The following is a 20,604-nucleotide window of genomic DNA, read 5'->3' on the forward strand; positions in this document are numbered from 1 at the left end:
AGTTTCGAGGCTTGTGGGCGGTAACGTGTAACGGGCTCGAAAACTGCGATCAACGGAACACAGCAAAGGGCGAAACCTTTCCCGCTACACGCCACCATAGAATGACACTCTCGGCTTTCTAGAAGCTCTCGGTGTTCTTGAAATGTGCGTGAGCAACAAACAAAAAACACGCTTTAGGCGTGTTACTGTTCGCCGTTGATAAATCTTCGAGTTTCGAGGCTCGGCAGTCGATTTTGCGACTGCAAGAAAATGATAGCAAAGTTGAAAAAAAGAAAATCAAGTAATTTTTTCGTTTTTTATTTTAGGCATTCGCTCTTCAAACTAGCTACAAGACAACGCCCTGACCTATGAAAGCAGTTTCTGATAAACGTTCGCCCAAAATCTATCGCTAAGCAAGCAGGATAAGGGCAGAAACCGCTTTATCTGATTGAGAAACACAGTTTCTGAAAAAGTTGATTTTAAGAAACTAGTGAGATGAAAACTAAATCAAGCAAAAAACATTATAACGCGTGAAAAATAAGGAATTTACAGCTTTTAATCTGAAGATTAAAACTAGCAGGTTTGAAATGATCTAAGTTTATTTTAGCAAGGCTGGATATAAACTGCTATTGATAGCTTTTAGCTATTAAAAAATCAACTATTATCTTTGCATTCTTAAAAGAAAGTCGCTTTCTTTTAAGTCATCTTAAACGAAAGAGGTTCAAGCTATTCTATCGGCTTTAAGTTCTTTTCAAATGATTTGATAAATTTTTGGTGAATTCATGTAACCCATTGATAAATAAGAGCTTTATTGTGAATTCTTTCTGAATTCAAATGATAAGAACTGAATTCCTTTTCAAATCATTTAGAAAGGAACTTTTTTTAAAGTTTTTACACTCTTTTCATCCTAATAACACCACAAAAAACACCATAACCTATTGATTTTATTATAGTTTAAAAAGTGTAAAAACGAACCCCTTCTTTTTTACACTTAACGCAAGCAACTATAAAAAAGCCCCAAAACCAAAATTCAGCCATTTTTATGGTTAAAAACAGCCAAAAAACGTAAAAGTTAATTTGCTATAAACTCTCTAATGAGTGCTATTTTTTTCTTTATTATTCAAAGACTTATGCTAACTTTTACGGGTAAAACTTCACAGCGTCAAAACGTAATACTTAAAAGGTTGAACTATTACGTTTTGAGCGGTAAAAACCAAATTATTCAGTGAAATCCTTAAACACTCACTGGCGAACGTTTAAAGATTTGTTATTTCCGAGTTTAACTTGGAAATTCCTTTTAAATCAATATGTTACAAGGGAAACGATTTTCCAAGTTAAAGTAATAACTCGGAAACAACCCACGCAAGAAACCGCCTTTAAATGCTTACTTAAACGGTAAATTCCATATTTGTTTAAATTTCGCAGTTTTAGCGGTTATTTTTGGCAAATTCCTAAAGTTTTTCGTTTTTCTTAGTTTTTCTTTTGCCCTTAAAATCACCTTCAAAAAACGCCAAAAAATCCTTATTTTTCAATATGTTGAACAACCTAATTTCACTTAATTCAACCTAATCCCTATTTTCGTAGTTTTTATGGTCTTTTACACCCTTACTTGTAGGCCTCTTTTCAAAAAATCTGTAAAGTCCGACCGCTTGTTTTTCTTACTCAAATTCCAGTTCTACGGCATTTTCGCCAAGTAAGGTTTTGAGTTGGTCGAGCATTTCATCTTTCGGGGTAATTCGCCATTCCACACCGCTTCGCAATAAGGCTCTGCCTTTAGGACTTTGGTAGTAGAAATGTAGCGGTAACGTCCCTTCCTTATTCGGTTCAATGATTTCTCGTAATTCTTTTATAAATTGTGGAGTAAGCTGCTCTTGGCTAACTGCTAAAGCAAGGCTTTTCGCATAGCGGCTACGAGCTTCGTCTAAAGTAGCGATTTCTCGCACCGACATTTTTAGCCCACCACTAAAATCATCGAATTGCACCGAACCGGTAGCGATCACAATACGATCTTTCTCTAAAAGATGACCGTAAGTTTCGAGTGCTTCTGAGAATAGTGTCACATCTAATTTACCGGAACGATCTTCAATGGTTGCAATCCCAAGACGGCTGCCTCGTTTGGTTACGGCGATACGTGAACCCATAATAATACCAGCAACGGTGACGACTTGCCCACGGCGTGTTGGTTGTAGTTCATTTAGACGTATCGGAGCATAGTGAGATAACTCTTTTAAGAATCGCCCGATTGGATGACCGCTTAAATATAAACCGAGTGTGGTGCGTTCGCCTTCTAAAATGGTTTGTTCCGACCATTTCGGCGTATTCGCATAAGCGTTTTGCACTTCTTCCGGCGTTTCAGTTAGCACTCCGAACATATCACTTTGTCCGAGCGCTTCCATTTTGCTATGTTGGTCAGAAGCTTTTAGTGCGTCTTCTAAATTTTTCATCAATGCAGCACGATGCGGGCCTAATTTATCGAAAGCACCCGACATAATTAAGCCTTCAAAGGTACGGCGATTGATTTTTTTCAGATCGACACGTGCGGTCAAATCAAATAAATCTTTGAAGATACCGTCTTTTTCACGTGCTTCTAAAATCGCTTCAACCGGGCCTTCTCCCACACCTTTAATTGCGCCTAAACCGTACACGATCTCGCCTTTTTCATTAACCGAAAAACGGTGTTTACCGCTGTTTACATCAGGCGGAACAACGGTTAAGCCCATATTGATACATTCGTCATAGAAGCCAACGATTTTGTCGGTATTATCCATCTCAGAGGTCATTACCGCCGCCATAAATTCGGCTGGGTAGTGTGCTTTCAACCACAGTGTTTGGTAAGAAACCAACGCATAAGCGGCAGAGTGAGATTTGTTAAAACCATAACCGGCAAATTTTTCCACCAAGTCAAAGATTTTCATCGCAAGATCGCCATCAACACCTTGTTTGATCGCTCCTTTTTCGAAAATTTCACGCTGTGCAGCCATTTCCTCCGGTTTTTTCTTACCCATAGCACGGCGTAATAAGTCTGCACCACCTAAGGTATAGCCGGCAAGTACCTGTGCGATTTGCATTACCTGTTCTTGGTAAACAATAACACCATATGTCGGTTCTAAAATCGGTTTAAGCGATTCGTGCTGATATTGTGCATCAGGGTAAGAAACTTCTTCATGACCATGTTTACGGTCGATAAAGTTTTGTACCATGCCGGATTCAAGCGGGCCAGGACGGAATAATGCTACTAACGCGATAATATCTTCAAAACAGTCGGGCTTCAGTCGTGAAATCAGATCTTTCATTCCTCGTGACTCTAGCTGGAATACCGCCGTTGTTTTCGAAGCGAGTAACAGATCAAACGATTTCTTATCATCCAACGGAATACTTTCGATACGCACCGGCTCTTTGCCTTCTCGGGCTAAGCGTTGATTGATCATCTCCAATGCCCATTTAATAATGGTGAGCGTCCGTAAGCCTAAAAAGTCAAATTTTACTAAACCGGCATATTCCACATCGTTTTTATCGAAGTGAGTCACCGGATGCAGCCCTTCCGAATCGCAATAAAGCGGTGAGAAATCGGTAATAGCGGTTGGGGCGATTACCACACCACCGGCGTGTTTACCGGCATTTCGGGTTACGCCTTCTAATTTACGTGCCATATCAATCAAGTCTTTCACTTCTTCATCGGCTTCGTAAAGTTCCGGCAATTTCGGCTCGGCATCAAACGCTTTAGCCAAGGTCATACCCGGATCGGGTGGAATCAGTTTAGAAATACGATCGACAAAATTATACGGGTGACCTAGTACACGGCCTACGTCTCGAATTACCGCTTTTGCCGCCATCGTACCGAAGGTAATGATCTGCGAAACCGCTTGACGACCGTAAGTATCGGCAACATGTTCAATCACACGATCTCGCCCATCCATACAGAAATCGACATCGAAATCAGGCATTGAAACACGTTCCGGATTTAAGAAACGCTCAAAGAGTAAGTCGAAGGCAAGCGGGTCTAAATCGGTAATTTTTAACGCATACGCTACTAAAGAACCCGCACCGGAACCACGCCCTGGACCAACCGGAATATCGTTATCTTTCGACCACTGAATAAATTCCATTACGATCAGGAAGTAGCCAGGAAGCCCATTTGGTTAATTACGTCCAGCTCGACTTGCAAACGTTCATCATAAATCGACCGCTTGTTTTTACGTTCTTCCGGATCCGGGAACAGAAATTCCAAACGTTCTTCCAAACCTTCACGTGATTTTTTCACTAAAAAATCTTCGGTGGAAAGATCGCCGGTTGGGAAATTCGGTAAGAAATATTCGCCTAAACGTACGGTTACATTGCATCGCATTGCAATTTGTAGCGTATTTTCGACCGCTTGCGGTAAATCGGCAAACAAGGCACACATTTCTTGTTCGCTACGGAAATATTGTTGCGGTGAATATTTTTTCGGGCGTTTCGGATCATCCAGTGTGTAGCTGTCGTGGATTGCCACACGAATTTCGTGTGCATCAAAATCGTCTTCTTTCAAAAACACTACGTCATTTACCGCCACTAACGGTAATTGGTGTTTTTGTGAAAAAGGTACTGCTTGCTGAATATAGCGTTCTTCATCCACACGGCCGGTACGACAGAGCGCGAGGTAGTAATGATTCGGGAAATATTGCTGATAAAAGCCGACTAATTCGTCTGCTTCCGCTTCATTTTCTTTGAGTAATGCTTTCCCAACATCGCTGTTGCGTCCGCCGGAAAGTACAATAATGCCTTCATTTAACTCGGCAAGCCACGCTTTTTCGACTAGCGGAAATTCAACGTAGCCCTGTTGATAAGCTTTTGAAAGTAAAAGAGTAATATTGTGATAACCGGTGTTGTTTTTTGCTAACAAAGTTAATTCAAAGAAGTCTTCACTATCCGGTTCGGGACGCACGAAAATATCCGCACCGATAATCGGTTTTAAACCGGAACCTAACGCTTCGCCATAAAATTTAACCAATCCGCAAAAGTTGCTGAAATCGGTTAATGCCATTGCCACCATATTGTTGGCAACGGCTGTTTTGACTAACGGTTTTACTTTAGCCAAACCGTTAATCATAGAGAAATCACTATGGACTTTAAGATGAACGAAACGTTGTTGAGTCATTACGATATTACGATTGAGATAGAAATAGAAACTTAACCTATGTTAGGTTACACAGCTCAGCTTTTTGAAACTGAAAGATATACGTAGAGAGAGCCACAGAGTGGCTCAGCTGGCTCGAAGAACCTCATAACCACGTACGGCTCGTGCGTGGTAAAAACGGTTAATTTTTTGCAAAATTTTGCAGAAATTTAACCGCTTGTTTTATTTATTAATCACGTTTTTTGGTTAGTAGCCACCAAACGATACTTAAGCAAATTAAGCTTGGTATTAATGCACCGATAGCAACCGGTATCCACGAGAAGACAAGCGTCATATTGCCAAAAACAATGTTGGATACGTAGAACACAAAGCCTGCAATGATACCGATAAATAATTTAGTTCCCATTGCACTACTACGGAGCGGTCCAAAAACAAACGAGATAGCTAGCAACATCATTACCGCCATTGAAATCGGCTGATATACTTTACGCCAAAACGCAATTTGGAAGCGTTTGGAGTCTTGTCCGGTTTCTTTTAAAAAGCCGACATAATCGGATAAACCTGAAATAGATAGTGATTCTGGTTTGAGCGATACAATGCCTAATTTACTTGGCGTGATCGTTGTTTGCCATTCTTTTTTATCTTGTCGCGACTGCTGAACACTATTTTCTGCTAATGTTGAGGTTCGTACTTGTTGTAATGCCCAATTTCCATTATCAAAAGTCGCATCATTCGCCTGAGTTATTGATTTTAATATTTTGTTTTCAAAGTGATAAATCGAAATATTATTGAGCTTACGTTCGTTTTCAATATGACGAATATAAATAAAATCATTACCGTCTTTCGCCCAAAAACCTCCTTTCGTTGCAAGCATTGAGCCACCGCTTTGTGCGATAGAACGCATATTTCGAGCATATTGTTCGGTTTGTGGAATTCCCCATTCGCTAACAAACATCGTTAGGATAATGAGTGGAATCGCGGTTTTCATTACGGCTAATCCGATGCGAAAGCGAGAAAAGCCGGAAGATTGCATTACCACCAATTCACTACGGCTAGCAAGATTGCCTAAGCCTAATAAACCACCGATTAGGACGACAACCGGAATAAATTCTTTAATATCGCTCGGTAACATTAAAAGTGAATAGTAAGTGGCAGTTAAAGCATCATAGGAACCTTTACCGACATCTTTAAATTCTTCTACTAACTTAATGATAAATACTAAACCACTCGACATTAACAACACGGCAAACATCATCACAATAATAGTTTTACCAATATAACGTTCAAGAATATTCATACCAAGTAAATTCATTTACGCCACCGCCTTATGACGACCGAAAGAATAACGAATAGCCGACATCCATTTTGTATCCCAAAAATTCATCACTAATGCCAATGCTAAAAACGCAATAGAAACTAACGGCATTAATAACGTCGCATCTAACTTACCGGAAGCACCGGAAGATTTAAGTGAGCTTTGTAATAAGAAATAAATCAGATACAACAATACCGCCGGAATCACTTTTGCAAAACGACCTTGACGAGGGTTTACACTACTCATTGGTACGGCTAATAATGCCATGAGAGGTACGGCAAAAATGAGTGCAAAACGCCATTGTAATTCGGCTTTTGCTTCATTGGATTTATCTGTCATCAACTTATGAAAATCTGCTCGTTGCACTAATTTTTCATTTGAGTCTACATCTTGATAGCCAAGGTAGGCTTGGTAATTTTCAAAGTGAGATACTCTAAAATCAGCAACATCCGCAGTCCCTTCATAACGGGTGCTATTTTCAAGAGTAAGAATTTGATCGCCGTTTGGTAAACCTTGTAATTGACCGGATTCCGCAACTACTACGGAAGGGCGATTTTTCTTTTGTTGATCCGGTTGGAATACATAAATATCGTTTAATTTATTTTGATCGTTATTAATATTTTCGATAAATAGCACGTAACCACCGGCACTCATAAATTGTCCGGCAGATAAAGCGGAAAAACGAGGATTGGACTTCGCCTCTGCTAACATTTCGCTTTGTTTATTAATCGCCCAAGGGGTAAGCCAAAACACGTTATAAACTGCCAATGCGGTAGTAAAAATTGATAGGAATAGTGCTACCTTGGTTAATAATCCTTGACCAATACCGCATGCACGCATTACGGTAATTTCACTTTCAGCATAAAAGCGTCCAAGGGTGAGTAATAAAGCAACAAATAGGGAAAGTGGCAACATGAATTGCGAAAGTGCCGGCATTCCCAATCCTAATAAACTTAGCACTAAATCAGTCGGCACTTTTCCGCTGACCGCAGAATTGAGAACGCTAATTAGCTGTTGGCTAAAAAACATCAGTAGCAAAATAAATAAAATGGCTAACTGACTTTTAAAAATTTCTTTAGTTAGGTATCGACTTAATATCACAATCTTTCTCACATTTTTGTTGAGCAATATCGCTCAAAAAATTCGTTATAGCGGTCTAATTTGATACAAACTTTGCAAAATAGTTGCAAAAAATAACCGCTGATAAAGTGGTTTATAATACCGTTTTTCAAGGAAAAAATCACGGGACTTGAGGAGAATTTAGCGAATAAAGCTGAACTTTATAAATTGACGTTTTTATCGTATCAGCGAAATAATCGTAATTTTGTATATTACAGAACGATAAACTAATGAATTTGGAGGAATATTTATCTAAAAAGGTAAATTTTTTTAGGTTTGGCTTTATTTCTTGATAAAGTTTGTATTTTTACTATTTTCTACTTGTAATTTTAGGATTAAATCGGTAGTTTTATTTCATTATGATTAAGTCGGAGTCGGCTTAGATTTAACCTCGAAGCACAGGAGCTAATAATGGAATTTAGTGTTAAAAACGGTAGTGTTGAAAAACAGCGTACAGCGTGTTTAGTTGTCGGTGTCTATGAGCCTCGACGTTTATCGGGGGCGGCGGAGCAACTGGATAAATTAAGTGAAGGCTATATTAGTGCTTTATTACGCCGTGGTGATTTAGACGGTAAAGCAGGGCAAACCTTGTTATTGCATAATGTACCAAATGTGCCTGCCGATAGAGTTTTATTAGTCGGTTGCGGAAAAGAAAGAGAATTGACTGAACGTCAATATAAGCAAATTATTCAAAAAATGGTGCAAACCATTAATGAAACCGGCTCAATGGAAGCGGTCTGTTTTTTAACCGAATTACATGTTAAAGCTCGTTCAAGTTATTGGAACGTCCGTTTTGCGATTGAAGCGATTCAAGAGAGTTTATATGCCTATAATGATTTCAAGAGCATTAAACCGGAAGTACGTCGCGAGTTACGCCGTGTGATTTTCAATGTTGCTAATCGTAAAGATTTATTAGAGGCAGAAAGAGCGTTGGAACACGGAAAAGCAATCGCAACTGGTGTCGCGTTTGCAAAAAATGTCGCAAATTGTCCACCTAATGTATGTAATCCGGCTTATCTTGCTGAATTAGCGAAAGGTTTAGCGAGCGAGTATGAAACGATTAAAACCACTGTGATCGATGAAGCGGAAATGGAAAAATTAGGTATGGGCGCTTATTTAGCCGTATCTCGAGGCTCTCATAATCCGGCATATTTATCTGTTATTGAATATCGTAATCATCCGAATCCGGATGCGAAACCAATCGTTTTAGTAGGTAAGGGACTGACATTTGACTCCGGCGGTATTTCAATTAAGCCGTCCGAAGCGATGGATGAAATGAAATACGATATGGGCGGAGCCGCTTCGGTTTACGGTACGATGAAAGCGTTGGCGGAAATGAAATTACCTCTAAATGTCATCGGTGTGTTAGCCGGTTGTGAAAATATGCCGGACGGTAATGCCTATCGACCGGGCGATATTCTGACAACGATGAACGGTTTAACCGTTGAAGTATTGAATACCGATGCGGAAGGCCGATTAGTTTTATGTGATACATTAACTTATGTAGAACGTTTTGAACCGGAATTAGTGATTGATGTGGCGACTTTAACCGGCGCTTGTATGATTGCACTTGGTGCTCACAATAGCGGATTAATGTCGACCAGTAATATGCTGGCAAACGATTTATTAAATGCAGCGGAACAAGCGGATGATAAAGCATGGCGTTTACCGTTAGGCGAAGAATATCAAGAACAGCTTAAATCAAATTTTGCGGATCTCGCTAATATTGGCGGACGTTTAGGCGGAGCGATTACCGCGGGTCAATTCTTATCTAACTTCACCAAAAAATATACTTGGGCACATTTAGATATTGCTGGTACAGCTTGGAAATCCGGTGCGGCAAAAGGCGCAACCGGCAGACCTGTTTCATTATTTAGTCAATTTTTAATTAATAAAGCGAGTAATTAGGTTAAGCGGTTAATTTTACTCAAAAATTTACAAGCCCTCAGGTAGTGATGCCTGAGGGCTTTATTATAAACAAACTTATTCAATACCGACCAATTTGTGAGTTTGTAAACTCAATTGCCATTTGGGTTTATTGGCTCGTTGATTCAAAATACCAAGTTGGGTGATGGTTTCCAATAAATTCATTTTGCCGTCCACTTCGCAAGGAGAAAGGTAGTAATGTTCAGCGGTAATTTGTGTCTCGATTTGTTCACAAAAACCTTGTACATCGCCTTTATCCATCACGATACGAACTTCGTTGGCAAATGGAATACATTCTCTCAAATATTTCTCTTGATACATCAGTTTCGGGCTAGTAGCGATATAATCAATCTGTTTCGGCACGGCTTTTAAGCCGTTTGTTTCAATTGTTAGCCAATAACCTTCTGCTTTAAACACATCGAGCAATACGCTTAAATTGGCATACATAGTAGGCTCACCACCGGTAATGATAATATTCTTAGCGGAATAAGATTTTACTCGTTCAAGAATTTTCGCCATGCTCCATTTTTCGTATTCGTTATAGTTGGTATCGCACCACGGGCAAGCCAGATTACATTTGCCTAAACGCACGAAAATACAGGGTAAGCCAGTATTAAAGCCTTCACCTTGCAGGCTTTCAAAAATTTCGACAATCGGGAAAGCTGTTGTCGTCAAAATAGTATTTGTCATAATTTTTACAAATCTCTCCTAACCCCTCTTTACTAAAGAGGGGAATATCGGGGTTAAGATTTATGCTCTATATTTATTTAGATGGGAATGTTTAACGAGAATATTCACAATATGAGGTTGGTGTTTCCCAAAGACGAATTAAACTGACCGGTAAACCGACTTTTTCCAGCTTTTCAAACATATATTTCGCCATTTCTTCCGCTGTCGTACGGCTTGGAATACCGTAAACTTTAGAGTTTAAATCGATTAACAGTTTGGCAACTTGACTTTCTCTGTCGCTATTTAAATCGTAGATATAGGCATGATCCATCGGGTCTAAGATTTCACGTTTTACCACCGATTTTAAATCGGAATAATCCATCACCATACCTCGTTTCGCTCCCTCGGCAACTAAGTTACCGCTCACTTCCACCTGAAGTTTATAAGTATGTCCGTGTAAGTTTTGGCATTTGCCGTCGTGCCCATCGAGCATATGTGCCATATCGAAACTAAATTCTTTTGCAATTTTAAACATTTTTTGACCGCTTGTTTTAGGTTATGACCTAGCACGAAACCTCGTACTAGGTTAAAGATAAGTCAGCCACGTTGTGGCTAGAATAAGATAATGTTTACTGATTATTTTTTTCAGCAAGGTACTCGTTAAGCCCTTTTTCACGTAATACGCAGCTTGGACAAGTGTGACAACCGCCTTCCACACCTAAATAGCAAGTATGGGTATGCTGTCTGATATAGTCGAACGCACCGAGTTTATCGGCTAATTCCCATGTCTGTTTTTTAGTCAGGTACATCAGTGGCGTACGAATGTTGAAGTTATAATCCATTGCCAGATTTAAGGTGACATTCATTGATTTCACGAACACATCTCGGCAGTCCGGATAGCCGCTAAAGTCGGTTTCACATACACCGGTAAAAATAGTTTGGATACCTTGTCCTTTGGCATAAATAGCGGTGTAGAGTAAAAACAGTGCATTACGACCGTCAACAAAGGTATTCGGCGTATTGCCTTCTTGCTTAATTTCACGTTCTTCCATCATTGCGTTGGATGTGATAGCTTTGATCACGGAAGTATCAATCAGCGTTTGTTTAACGCCGAGATCTTTGGCGATCCAAGCTGCTTTTTCCAGCTCGATTGCGTGGCGTTGTCCATATTGAAAGGTAACCACTTCAACATTTTCCACATCAAATTCTTGAATGGCTTGGAAAAGGCAAGTGGTGGAGTCTTGCCCGCCGGAAAAAATCACGACGGCTTTTGGAGTTGAATTCATTTTGTATCCTTAGTTTTGGTTTCAAAGATAGTCTTTGGCGTGGGAGGTTTTCGAACCACGAGAAAGAATAAGCGGTCTGAATTTGCAAGTTTTTTGCAAAAATAGACCGCCTTTAAGACGATATTATAATGATTTTTGTTGGAATCGCTATTTTCTTTGCAATTCTTTCTAATTTCTTAATATTTGATTCTTCCGCAAACGTTTGCTTGTGCTATAATCCACCTGTTTTTTGTTATCACTCAGTTTGTCGAGGTTAAATTGTGAGCAATACACAACTCAGTTATAAAGATGCCGGCGTTGATATTCACGCAGGTAATGAATTAGTCGAACGTATTAAAGGCGATGTAAAACGTACTCGCCGTCCTGAAGTTATGGGCGGTTTAGGTGGTTTCGGTGCATTATGTGCATTGCCAACTAAATATAAAGAGCCGATTTTAGTGTCAGGTACAGATGGTGTTGGTACTAAATTACGTTTAGCGATTGACCTCAACAAACACGACACCATCGGTCAAGATTTAGTCGCAATGTGTGTAAATGATTTAGTGGTACAAGGTGCAGAACCTTTGTTCTTCTTAGATTATTATGCAACCGGTAAATTAGAAGTTGATGTTGCGGCAGACGTAATTAAAGGTATCGCAGACGGCTGTGAAATCTCAGGTTGTGCTTTAGTTGGCGGTGAAACGGCAGAAATGCCGGGTATGTACCACGAGGGTGACTATGATTTAGCCGGTTTCTGTGTCGGCGTGGTAGAAAAATCTGAGATTATTGACGGTTCTGCTGTAAAAGCCGGAGATACATTAATCGCATTAGGCTCAAGCGGCCCACACTCAAACGGTTATTCATTAATCCGTAAAGTGATTGAAGTTAGCGGTGCAAATCCGGCCACAGATACTTTAGATGGTAAATTATTAAGCGAGCATTTACTCGCACCAACAAAAATCTATGTGAAATCCGTACTTCAATTAATTAAACAGGCCGATGTTCACGCAATCGCTCATTTAACCGGTGGCGGTTTCTGGGAAAATATTCCACGTGTGCTTCCTGCAACCACAAAAGCAGTCATTGATGAAAAATCATGGGAATGGCCGGCGGCATTTAAATGGTTACAAGAAAAAGGCAATATCAGCCGTTATGAAATGTATCGTACTTTCAACTGTGGTGTTGGTATGGTCATCGCTTTACCGGAAAAAGATGTTGAAACTGCATTAGCCGTATTAAAACAAGCAGGCGAAAATGCTTGGGTAATCGGTAAAATTGAAAACTTAGGTGATGGTTCAGAGCAAGTTGAAATTATCTAGTTTACAAAAAAATTAAAAAATCAAACCGCTTGTGGCTTAGGCTGTAAGCGGTTTTTTGCAATCATTTTATCTAGTACATTTATTCTCTAGCTTTTATGATTTAACTTATAAGTGTGTAACCAATCAATAAATTCTTTATCGGTTCGGGTTACATTTAAGCGTAAGTAGGTAGAAAAATCAGAATGTTGAGAGAATAAATATCCCGGAGCTAATAAAAAAACTTCCTTACTTGCTTCTAGTGCCATCTTCGTTGTATCTAGATATGTATTAATCCATAAAAATATCCCAATATTGCTTTCTTTTGGGTATTCAATTCCAATCTCTTCTAATTCTTTTTTTAGATACTCATGTTTTTTAGTTAATTTAATTTTCATTTCCTCAATATGTTTTTTATATTGAGGATGAAGCCAAATTTTATGGATCGCTCTTTCGGTTAATTCTGTACTTGTCATATTAGATAGCATTTTTTGTTTGAGTATGGGCTGCAGAAAATTTTGAGGAACGCATAAAAAACCGACTCTCCAATTTGCTCCAAGTATTTTAGATACTCCTGTAACATAAAAAACGCGTTCTAATTGATCTAAAGAGGCATAGCGTAATGTTTTTCTGGAATCCTCTAAATGGCTGTAAACATCATCCTCTAATAAGTAGGCATTATATTTATGTAGTAAACTTAATACTTTGTACATTATGGATGGTGAAATATTATAAGATGTGGGATTATTTAGAATACTATTTGTAATATATAATTTAGGCTTATACTTTTGAAAGAAACTTTCTAATTGTTCTATATTTGGTCCATTGCTATCTCTCTCTACACTTACCACTTTAATATTTAATTGATGTAGACAGCCTAATAACCAAAACCAACTAGGATCATCAACAATAACATAATCGCCTTCTCTCACGACTTCTCTTAATACTGTCTGTATAGCCGAAGAAACGCCTGGCATTGTAATGACCGTATTTGGGTTTATATTTATACCTATATTATCTAATTGTGTGGAAAATAATTCTCGTAAGGGTTGGTAACCTTGAATATGCCCATATGAATAAATAAAATTATGAGCTTCTTTAGCTGATTTTCTGATTGCATTTGAAATAATCTCTGCATCAATGAGCCACTCATCCGGCAATAATCCACTTCCTGAGGCTTTATTTTTGGGAAGTTCGCTAAATAGATGGCTCATTAGCCAGCCGGTATCATTAACATTATTAATCAAAGTAGGGGCTAAATTTATCTCAGGCAAAGCACATTGCTTTTCACAAACAAAAAATCCTGAGCCGCTTACCGATTTGATATATCCCATTGATACTAATAAATCATATCCTTGAGCTACGGAAAATGTAGATATATCTAATTTTTGAGCTAATTGGCGAATCGAAGGAATTTTTTGCCTAGGTAAATAAATATTTCGTTCAATTTTATCTATTACCCATTCACAAACCTCTTGAACTCTTGTTTTTTTCTTCATGCGTTAATCCATTTGAAATTGTATAGAAAAATCTCCTATACAGTTATTTTTTATATGTACTGATTGTATAGGTCATAAGTTGATTTTATTCAGTATAGTAAACAAGTATCAACAACATCTTAAAGCAATATAGGAACACACTGTATTACTTAAATCAGAAAATCAAATTATAAGAGGATAAAATGAATCGTTATATATTATTTGTATTATTATCAATTTGTTGTTTAGCGTTAGGTGGTATTTTTGTTAAGTTAAGCCAATTCCCGCCAATAACAACAGGAATGTACAGAGTGTTATTTTCTCTACCTATATTTTTTATGCTATCTAAATATAGTAGTAATGAGTATAAAATGTGCTTGTCAGAAAATATTATTGCTATTTTTGCAGGAGCTTTTTTAGCACTAGACCTCATTTTATGGAATATTTCTTTTTCATATACAACGGTAGCAAATGCAAACTTGTTAGCAAATTTAGTTCCATTTACAGTTGTGCCTATTTTATATTTTATTTATAAAGAGAAAGTATCAAAAGATTTTTTAATAGGTGGTGGAGTTATTTTGGTCGGTATTTTTGTATTGATGAGTGGAAAAATTAATCCGATGCCTGAAAATTTCAAGGGTGATGGACTAGCAATATTAACATCTATATTTTATGGGTTGTTTATTGTTACTGTATATAAACTTAGAAGTAAAATTTCTACAATTCACTTAATGAGTTATGCCAGTATAGGATGTCTAATTGTACTCTTGCCTGCATCTTTATTATTAGAAGGAATTTATATTCCCTATACATTTAGTGATTTTTACCCCTTAATTGGTTTAGCATTATTATCCCAAATTTTAGGGCAGGGGGGGCTGAGCTATTGTTTAGGAAAGATTAAGGCGAGTTACGCATCGCTGTTAGTATTAACTCAGCCGATTATTTCTGCGATATATGCTTATTTCATTTTTGATGAAAACCTTTCATTAAAAGAGATTGTTGGTATTTTGGTAGTTCTTATTGGCTTATATATAGCAAATAAGAAAAAGTGATTTGTAAAAAACTAAAGAAATCAAACCGCTTGTGGCTTAGGCTATAAGCGGTTTTTTGTGAAAAATGTGAAGTTCGTCACAAATTTTTATTGATTATATTAAATATAGGAAAAAGTCCTAGATTTTATAGAATTTGTTCTCAGGCTTTTTATACTAAGAAAGCATAGGATTGCACGCATTAATAATTTATGAGTAATGAGGTTCCTATGCTTGATTTTTTAAAAGAGGTGAGAAAACCGACCCTAGACTTACCGGTTGAAGAACGCAGAAAAATGTGGTTTAAGCCGTTTATGCAATCATATCTGGTTGTGTTTGTTGGGTATATGGCAATGTATTTGATTCGTAAGAATTTTAATGTTGCGCAAAATGACTTAATTGAAACATACGGCTTAACTAAAACCCAATTAGGTATGATTGGATTAGGTTTTTCTATTACGTATGGTATCGGTAAAACGGTGGTTTCTTATTATGCGGATGGCAAAAATACTAAACAATTTGTGCCGTTTATGCTGATTCTTTCCGCTATTTGTATGCTTGGCTTTAGTATGAGCTTAGGTGGCGGTAGTGTTGCATTATTCTTAATGATTTCATTTTATGCCTTAAGCGGTTTCTTCCAAAGTACCGGCGGTTCATCAAGTTATTCTACAATTACAAAATGGACCCCAAGTAAAAAACGCGGTACTTACTTAGGCTTTTGGAATTTATCGCATAATGTAGGCGGTGCAGCTGCAGCCGGTGTTGCATTATTCGGTGCGAATGTGTTATTTGACGGACACGTTATCGGTATGTTCGTATTCCCTTCCATTATTGCATTAATTGTCGGTTTTGTCGGTTTACGTTATGGTAATGACTCTCCAGAAGCCTATGGTTTAGGTAAAGCTGAAGAATTATTCGATGAGCCAGAAAGTGAGGAAGATTTAGCAGCAGAAAAAAATAATCTGACAAAATGGCAGATTTTTGTGCAGTTTATTTTGAAAAATAAAGTGATTTGGTTACTTTGCTTTGCGAATATTTTCCTTTACATTGTGCGAATTGGTATCGATCAATGGTCACCGGTATACGCATATCAAGAATTAGGTTTTACCAAAGAAGCGGCAACATCCGGTTTTGTGTTGTTTGAAGTTGGAGCGTTAGTCGGCACATTCTTATGGGGATACTTGTCGGATCTTGCGAATGGTCGTCGTGGTTTAACAGCGATTGTTGCCTTAGTGCTGATTGTATTTATGCTAGAGTTTTATCAATTTGCCACAAACGAATATATGTATCTTTTAGCATTATTTGTGTTAGGCTTCTTAGTGTTTGGTCCTCAGCTTCTTATCGGTGTGGCAGCTGTCGGATTTGTACCGAAAAAAGCCATTGCTGTGGCGGACGGTGTAAAAGGTACATTTGCTTATCTTATCGGTGATAGCTTTGCTAAATTAGGTTTAGGTATGATTGCGGACGGTACGCCAATCTTTGGCTTAACTGGTTGGTCAGGTACATTTGCTGCACTAGATATTTCAGTTATGATCTGTATCGGTTTACTTGCTTTTGTTGCACTTGCGGAAGAACGTAAAATCCGTAGAAATAAAGCAAAAGCGTAAGATATATAAGTCATGAAGGCTATCTGAAAAGATAGCCTTTTTTGTTTTATAATATGCTTAAAATAAGGAGAAAATATGATTAAAGTTGTTTTGATTGATGATCACGTTATCGTCCGTTCCGGATTTTCACAATTATTATCATTAGAACAAGATATTCAAGTCGTGGGGGAATTTTCCTCTTCTCAAGAAGCTCGTCTAAAATTACCCGGTATTAAACCGGATGTATGTATTTTGGATATTTCAATGCCGGATGAAAATGGTATGGAACTCTTAAAAGATATTCCTTCAGCGATTCACTGTATTATGTTAAGTGTGAATGATTCCGCCGTTATTGTCCGTAAAGCATTAGAGTTGGGAGCAAAAGGCTATCTCAGTAAGCGGTGTAATCCTTCTGAGCTTATACAAGCAGTGAGAACAGTTTATGCCGGTGGCGTATATTTAATGCCGGAATTAACTTCTAAGTTAGTGTCAAATAAATTCAGTCTAACTGGGAATTTGACTAAGCGAGAATATGAAATTTGTGAGTTATTGATCTTGGGATTGGATACAAAAGAAATTGCAGAAAAATTATCTTTGAGTGTAAAAACGATTTATGTTCATAGAGATAATGCAATGAGTAAATTAAATGTGAAGAATAATGTAGAACTGGCTAAGTTATTTTATCAGCAAGGGTAAGCAGATGATCGCTGTTTTTAGTGGGATTTTCATATTTTTTAGTTATTTATGTTTATGGGTGATTTCCGATTATTTATTAATAGATCCCATTTTAGCACTGTTATTCTTGCCATTTGCTTTTAGAGTCGGACTGACTTTACACACAAATATACGTTATTGGTGGGTCGGTTATCTTTCCGAATGGATATTTTTATACTTTATTTTTAAATCTTACTCAAATATAAGTATTTTTATCCTTTATATTTTAAGCGTGATTTCTATCCCTATCGTTTGGAGTTGTCAGAAAATTTATGTCGGAAAACAATGGCAGAAGTTTATCGTTCAGGCTTGTTTAACCTTGGTGATTAGCTCATGTAATTTAATTCTTATTGTATTTACACCTTTTCAATTTTCTTCCGTTTTTTTAGTCAGTTTGGTTGGTTGCGTCCTTATGTTACCGGCTTGCACGCTTATTTATGATTATGTCTTTAATAAGTCTTGGATTCCGCTGACCGCGAATCATATTAAAAAACCGATAAGGCTTCGTATGGGATATATCTTTATATATTCTATGCTGTTTATTTTAAATATCATTATTCAATCTTTGATGCCCGGCGAATTTACTCGTTTTGCGATTTTTTGCTTGGCGATTCCAATCGTTTTACTTGCCTTTCACTATGGGTGGCAAGGGGCTTTACTCGGTACGCTATTAAATAGTGTTGCTTTAATTGCAACGACACATAGCTTTTCTTATGTGGAAATTACTGATTTATTATTATTGATACTGATGCAAACCGTTACGGGGATTTTTCTCGGCTTATCAGTACAATATCAGAAAGAGCTAAATAGTTATCTATCCATCGAGTTAGAGAGAAATAAATTATTAACAAAAAAACTTATCAATACGGAAGAAGAAATCCGTAAAGATATCTCTAGGGAATTGCATGATGAAATCGGACAAAATATAACCGCGATTAGAATGCAATCAAGTATCCTAAAAAAATTAGAGTCGTCACCAAATTCACAAAGATGTGCAGATATGATCGAGCATTTATCTTTAAATATTTATGACACGACAAAAAGTATTCTAAATCGTATACGACCTAAATTATTAGATGATCTGGATCTTTATCAGGCGATACAAAATCTGTTTATCGAATTAGATATGGATAAACAAAATATAAGCACGTATTTAGTTTTTGAAAATAAGTTAAAGCACAAGTTAGATCATGTGTTAGAAATTACCATATATAGATTATGCCAAGAAGGTTTGAATAATGCGATGAAGTATTCGCAGGCATCAGAAGTGAGAATCATTATTTTGATTGATAAAGAGATTAAATTATCTATTCATGATAACGGAATAGGATTTGATCCGACAAGTGTTGTTCACGGATTCGGATTAAAAGGTATGAAAGAGAGAGCCGAAATTTTAGACGGAAGTTTTAAAGTTGTATCTAAATCAATAACGGAAAATGAAAGTCAATCAGGTACATCTATTTTTATCACTTTGCCTTTAATCTCATAGGAAAAAGAATGAAAAGCTTAAAAGATATAGATAATTCGTACCGCTATTGGCGTATTCAGTTAATGATAGCGATGTATATTGGTTATGCCGGATTTTATTTAACGCGTAAAACATTTAATTATGTAACTCCCTCTTTAATTAATGATTTACAGATAGATAAAAATGATATTGGATTGATTTCAACCTTATTTTATTTAACCTACGGTATCTCTAAATTTGTATTTGGAATTGTGTCGGATCGGGCTAATCCTCGCTATTTTATGTCGATCGGCTTAATTATCACCGGGATAACAAATATTTTATTTGGATTTAGCAGTTCATTAATTATCCTCACATTATTAGTCATTATAAATGCTTGCTTTCAAGGATGGGGCTGGCCACCGTGTGCTAAGCTATTAATGATGTGGTATTCTCGTAAAGAAAGAGGCGTTTGGTGGTCTATTTGGAATACCGCGCATAATTTCGGGGGGGCATTAGTTCCGCTTATTGTCGGGTTCTTAGCTTTACACTATAGCTGGCGAATCGGCTTTTTTACGGTGGGAGCTTTAGGTGTTTTTATCGGTCTTTTTCTGTTTATTCGTTTAAGAAATACGCCGGAATCAATGGGTTTACCCTCAATCGGCAAGTGGAGAAATGATCAGTTAGAATTAATTCATGAAGAGGAAGAAAAGGCTCTTTCATGGAAATTGATTTTAGGCCGTTATGTTTTTTGTAATAAATATATTTGGCTTTTAGCATTAAGTTATACATTAGTCTATGTTGTTCGTACCGCCATTAATGACTGGGGGAATATCTATCTCACAGAAAAATATCATTATGATTTAATGTCAGCGAACAGCTCAATAACATTATTTGAGATTGGTGGCTTTGTTGGTTCTCTAGCCGCTGGTTGGGGTTCTGATAAACTGTTTTTAAGTAATCGAAGTCCTATGGCATTAATTTTTTCTGTGGGTATCTTTTTCTCAATTACCGCATTATGGCTAATGCCAAAAGAAAATTATTTGCTACAGTCAATATTATTCTTTGCAATCGGTTTCTTTGTCTTTGGACCTCAAATGTTGATTGGCATGGCTGCTGCTGAATGTTCTCATAAACTTTCTCCCGGGGCAGCAACCGGCTTTGTGGGTTTATTTGCTTATTTAGGTGCGGCATTAGCCGGTTATCCTTTGGCACTAGTCTTAGAGAATTTCCAATGGAGTGGCTTTTTTACCGTCGTGGTATGCTGTAGTTTAGGCATCTCTTTACTCTTACTTCCGTTTTTAGTGATAAAACGTGATATTCTTGATTAATTATTAAACATTTATTTATGCGTATTTTTATTCTCATCTATTTTCTTGTGATTAACGCCATTAGCTTCTATCTGATGTATGCTGATAAACAAAAATCTGTTAATAAAGCGTGGCGGATTCCTGAGTCAAATTTATTTTTCCTCTGTTTTGCTGGTGGATTTATCGGAACGTTTCTCGCAATGAAGTATATTCGTCATAAAACTAAACATTGGCAATTTCACGCTGCCGTGATTGTTTCCAGTTTATTTTGGGTAATCGGTTTACCGGCGTGTTACTACTTCCTCATTTTTAATCATTAGAATTTCTAATCCGAAACCTTAATTTATATCCTAGGAGCGA

Annotated in this window: 14 protein-coding genes and 1 pseudogene; 8 read left to right on the plus strand and 7 right to left on the minus strand. The window is 37.4% G+C overall.

The features are described 5' to 3' along the window. Positions 1-1,637 precede the first annotated feature (1,637 nt). The 3 genes and pseudogenes from dnaE to lptF form a co-directional block, all read right to left on the minus strand. Positions 1,638-5,113: pseudogene (dnaE, locus tag NYR60_RS01310) on the minus strand (DNA polymerase III subunit alpha). A gap of 208 nt (positions 5,114-5,321) precedes the next feature. After that, a complete protein-coding gene (lptG, locus tag NYR60_RS01315) occupies positions 5,322-6,404 on the minus strand; it encodes an LPS export ABC transporter permease LptG (protein ID WP_279467318.1) in 1,083 nt (360 codons plus the stop codon). Then, positions 6,405-7,508: an LPS export ABC transporter permease LptF gene (gene lptF / locus NYR60_RS01320; protein ID WP_279467320.1), complete on the minus strand. Its 1,104-nt coding sequence runs from the start codon at positions 7,506-7,508 to the stop codon at positions 6,405-6,407. 429 nt (positions 7,509-7,937) lie between these two features. On the opposite strand from lptF, the gene pepA reads away from it, so the two are divergent. Beyond that, a complete protein-coding gene (gene pepA, locus NYR60_RS01325) occupies positions 7,938-9,434 on the plus strand; it encodes a leucyl aminopeptidase (RefSeq protein WP_279467321.1) in 1,497 nt (498 codons plus the stop codon). A gap of 75 nt (positions 9,435-9,509) precedes the next feature. On the opposite strand, the gene NYR60_RS01330 is transcribed toward pepA, so the two are convergent. The 3 genes from NYR60_RS01330 to queC form a co-directional block, all read right to left on the minus strand. Further along, positions 9,510-10,142 carry a 7-carboxy-7-deazaguanine synthase QueE gene (locus NYR60_RS01330; RefSeq protein ID WP_279467322.1) on the minus strand — a complete coding sequence of 211 codons (633 nt, stop codon included), beginning with the start codon at positions 10,140-10,142 and terminating at the stop codon, positions 9,510-9,512. Positions 10,143-10,233: 91 nt separating this feature from the next. Beyond that, on the minus strand, positions 10,234-10,656 hold the full coding sequence (gene queD / locus NYR60_RS01335; RefSeq protein ID WP_279467323.1) for a 6-carboxytetrahydropterin synthase QueD: 423 nt from the start codon (positions 10,654-10,656) through the stop codon (positions 10,234-10,236). Between the two features lie 94 nt (positions 10,657-10,750). Then, the gene (queC, locus tag NYR60_RS01340) at positions 10,751-11,407 is read right to left on the minus strand and encodes a 7-cyano-7-deazaguanine synthase QueC (protein WP_279467324.1); all 657 of its coding nucleotides are present in this window, start codon (positions 11,405-11,407) and stop codon (positions 10,751-10,753) included. A gap of 260 nt (positions 11,408-11,667) precedes the next feature. Between queC and purM the strand changes: the two genes are divergently transcribed. Next, complete coding sequence (gene purM, locus NYR60_RS01345; protein ID WP_279467325.1) at positions 11,668-12,705, plus strand: phosphoribosylformylglycinamidine cyclo-ligase; 1,038 nt, start codon at positions 11,668-11,670, stop codon at positions 12,703-12,705. An 86-nt stretch (positions 12,706-12,791) separates the two neighbouring features. On the opposite strand, the gene NYR60_RS01350 is transcribed toward purM, so the two are convergent. Continuing rightward, positions 12,792-14,180, minus strand: a complete 1,389-nt coding sequence (locus NYR60_RS01350; RefSeq protein WP_279467326.1) for a PLP-dependent aminotransferase family protein — start codon at positions 14,178-14,180, stop codon at positions 12,792-12,794. Positions 14,181-14,362: 182 nt separating this feature from the next. Between NYR60_RS01350 and NYR60_RS01355 the strand changes: the two genes are divergently transcribed. The 6 genes from NYR60_RS01355 to NYR60_RS01380 all read left to right on the plus strand — a co-directional run bounded on the left by NYR60_RS01355 (position 14,363) and on the right by NYR60_RS01380 (position 20,564). Beyond that, complete coding sequence (locus NYR60_RS01355; RefSeq protein ID WP_279467328.1) at positions 14,363-15,211, plus strand: DMT family transporter; 849 nt, start codon at positions 14,363-14,365, stop codon at positions 15,209-15,211. Positions 15,212-15,417: 206 nt separating this feature from the next. Further along, positions 15,418-16,794, plus strand: a complete 1,377-nt coding sequence (uhpT, locus tag NYR60_RS01360) for a hexose-6-phosphate:phosphate antiporter (RefSeq protein ID WP_279467330.1) — start codon at positions 15,418-15,420, stop codon at positions 16,792-16,794. A gap of 75 nt (positions 16,795-16,869) precedes the next feature. Further along, positions 16,870-17,469 carry a response regulator gene (locus NYR60_RS01365; RefSeq protein ID WP_279467332.1) on the plus strand — a complete coding sequence of 200 codons (600 nt, stop codon included), beginning with the start codon at positions 16,870-16,872 and terminating at the stop codon, positions 17,467-17,469. A 4-nt stretch (positions 17,470-17,473) separates the two neighbouring features. Then, complete coding sequence (uhpB, locus tag NYR60_RS01370; protein WP_279467334.1) at positions 17,474-18,976, plus strand: signal transduction histidine-protein kinase/phosphatase UhpB; 1,503 nt, start codon at positions 17,474-17,476, stop codon at positions 18,974-18,976. An 8-nt stretch (positions 18,977-18,984) separates the two neighbouring features. Next, entirely contained in the window at positions 18,985-20,265 is a 1,281-nt protein-coding gene (gene uhpC / locus NYR60_RS01375) for an MFS transporter family glucose-6-phosphate receptor UhpC (protein ID WP_279467335.1), read from the plus strand. A 17-nt stretch (positions 20,266-20,282) separates the two neighbouring features. Further along, on the plus strand, positions 20,283-20,564 hold the full coding sequence (locus NYR60_RS01380; RefSeq protein WP_279467337.1) for a DUF1294 domain-containing protein: 282 nt from the start codon (positions 20,283-20,285) through the stop codon (positions 20,562-20,564). Positions 20,565-20,604 lie beyond the last annotated feature (40 nt).

Origin of the sequence: Actinobacillus genomosp. 2 (assembly GCF_029773605.1) — a bacterium.
Taxonomy (GTDB): Bacteria; Pseudomonadota; Gammaproteobacteria; order Enterobacterales; family Pasteurellaceae; genus Actinobacillus.

Bases quoted from the DNA above. Each gene is read 5' to 3' on its own strand.
- lptG (WP_279467318.1), bottom strand. From the start codon at position 6,404: ATGAATTTACTTGGTATGAATATTCTTGAACGTTATATTGGTAAAACT.
- pepA (WP_279467321.1), top strand. From the start codon at position 7,938: ATGGAATTTAGTGTTAAAAACGGTAGTGTTGAAAAACAGCGTACAGCG.
- NYR60_RS01330 (WP_279467322.1), bottom strand. From the start codon at position 10,142: ATGACAAATACTATTTTGACGACAACAGCTTTCCCGATTGTCGAAATT.
- queD (WP_279467323.1), bottom strand. From the start codon at position 10,656: ATGTTTAAAATTGCAAAAGAATTTAGTTTCGATATGGCACATATGCTC.
- queC (WP_279467324.1), bottom strand. From the start codon at position 11,407: ATGAATTCAACTCCAAAAGCCGTCGTGATTTTTTCCGGCGGGCAAGAC.
- NYR60_RS01350 (WP_279467326.1), bottom strand. From the start codon at position 14,180: ATGAAGAAAAAAACAAGAGTTCAAGAGGTTTGTGAATGGGTAATAGAT.
- NYR60_RS01355 (WP_279467328.1), top strand. From the start codon at position 14,363: ATGAATCGTTATATATTATTTGTATTATTATCAATTTGTTGTTTAGCG.
- uhpT (WP_279467330.1), top strand. From the start codon at position 15,418: ATGCTTGATTTTTTAAAAGAGGTGAGAAAACCGACCCTAGACTTACCG.
- NYR60_RS01365 (WP_279467332.1), top strand. From the start codon at position 16,870: ATGATTAAAGTTGTTTTGATTGATGATCACGTTATCGTCCGTTCCGGA.
- uhpB (WP_279467334.1), top strand. From the start codon at position 17,474: ATGATCGCTGTTTTTAGTGGGATTTTCATATTTTTTAGTTATTTATGT.
- uhpC (WP_279467335.1), top strand. From the start codon at position 18,985: ATGAAAAGCTTAAAAGATATAGATAATTCGTACCGCTATTGGCGTATT.
- NYR60_RS01380 (WP_279467337.1), top strand. From the start codon at position 20,283: ATGCGTATTTTTATTCTCATCTATTTTCTTGTGATTAACGCCATTAGC.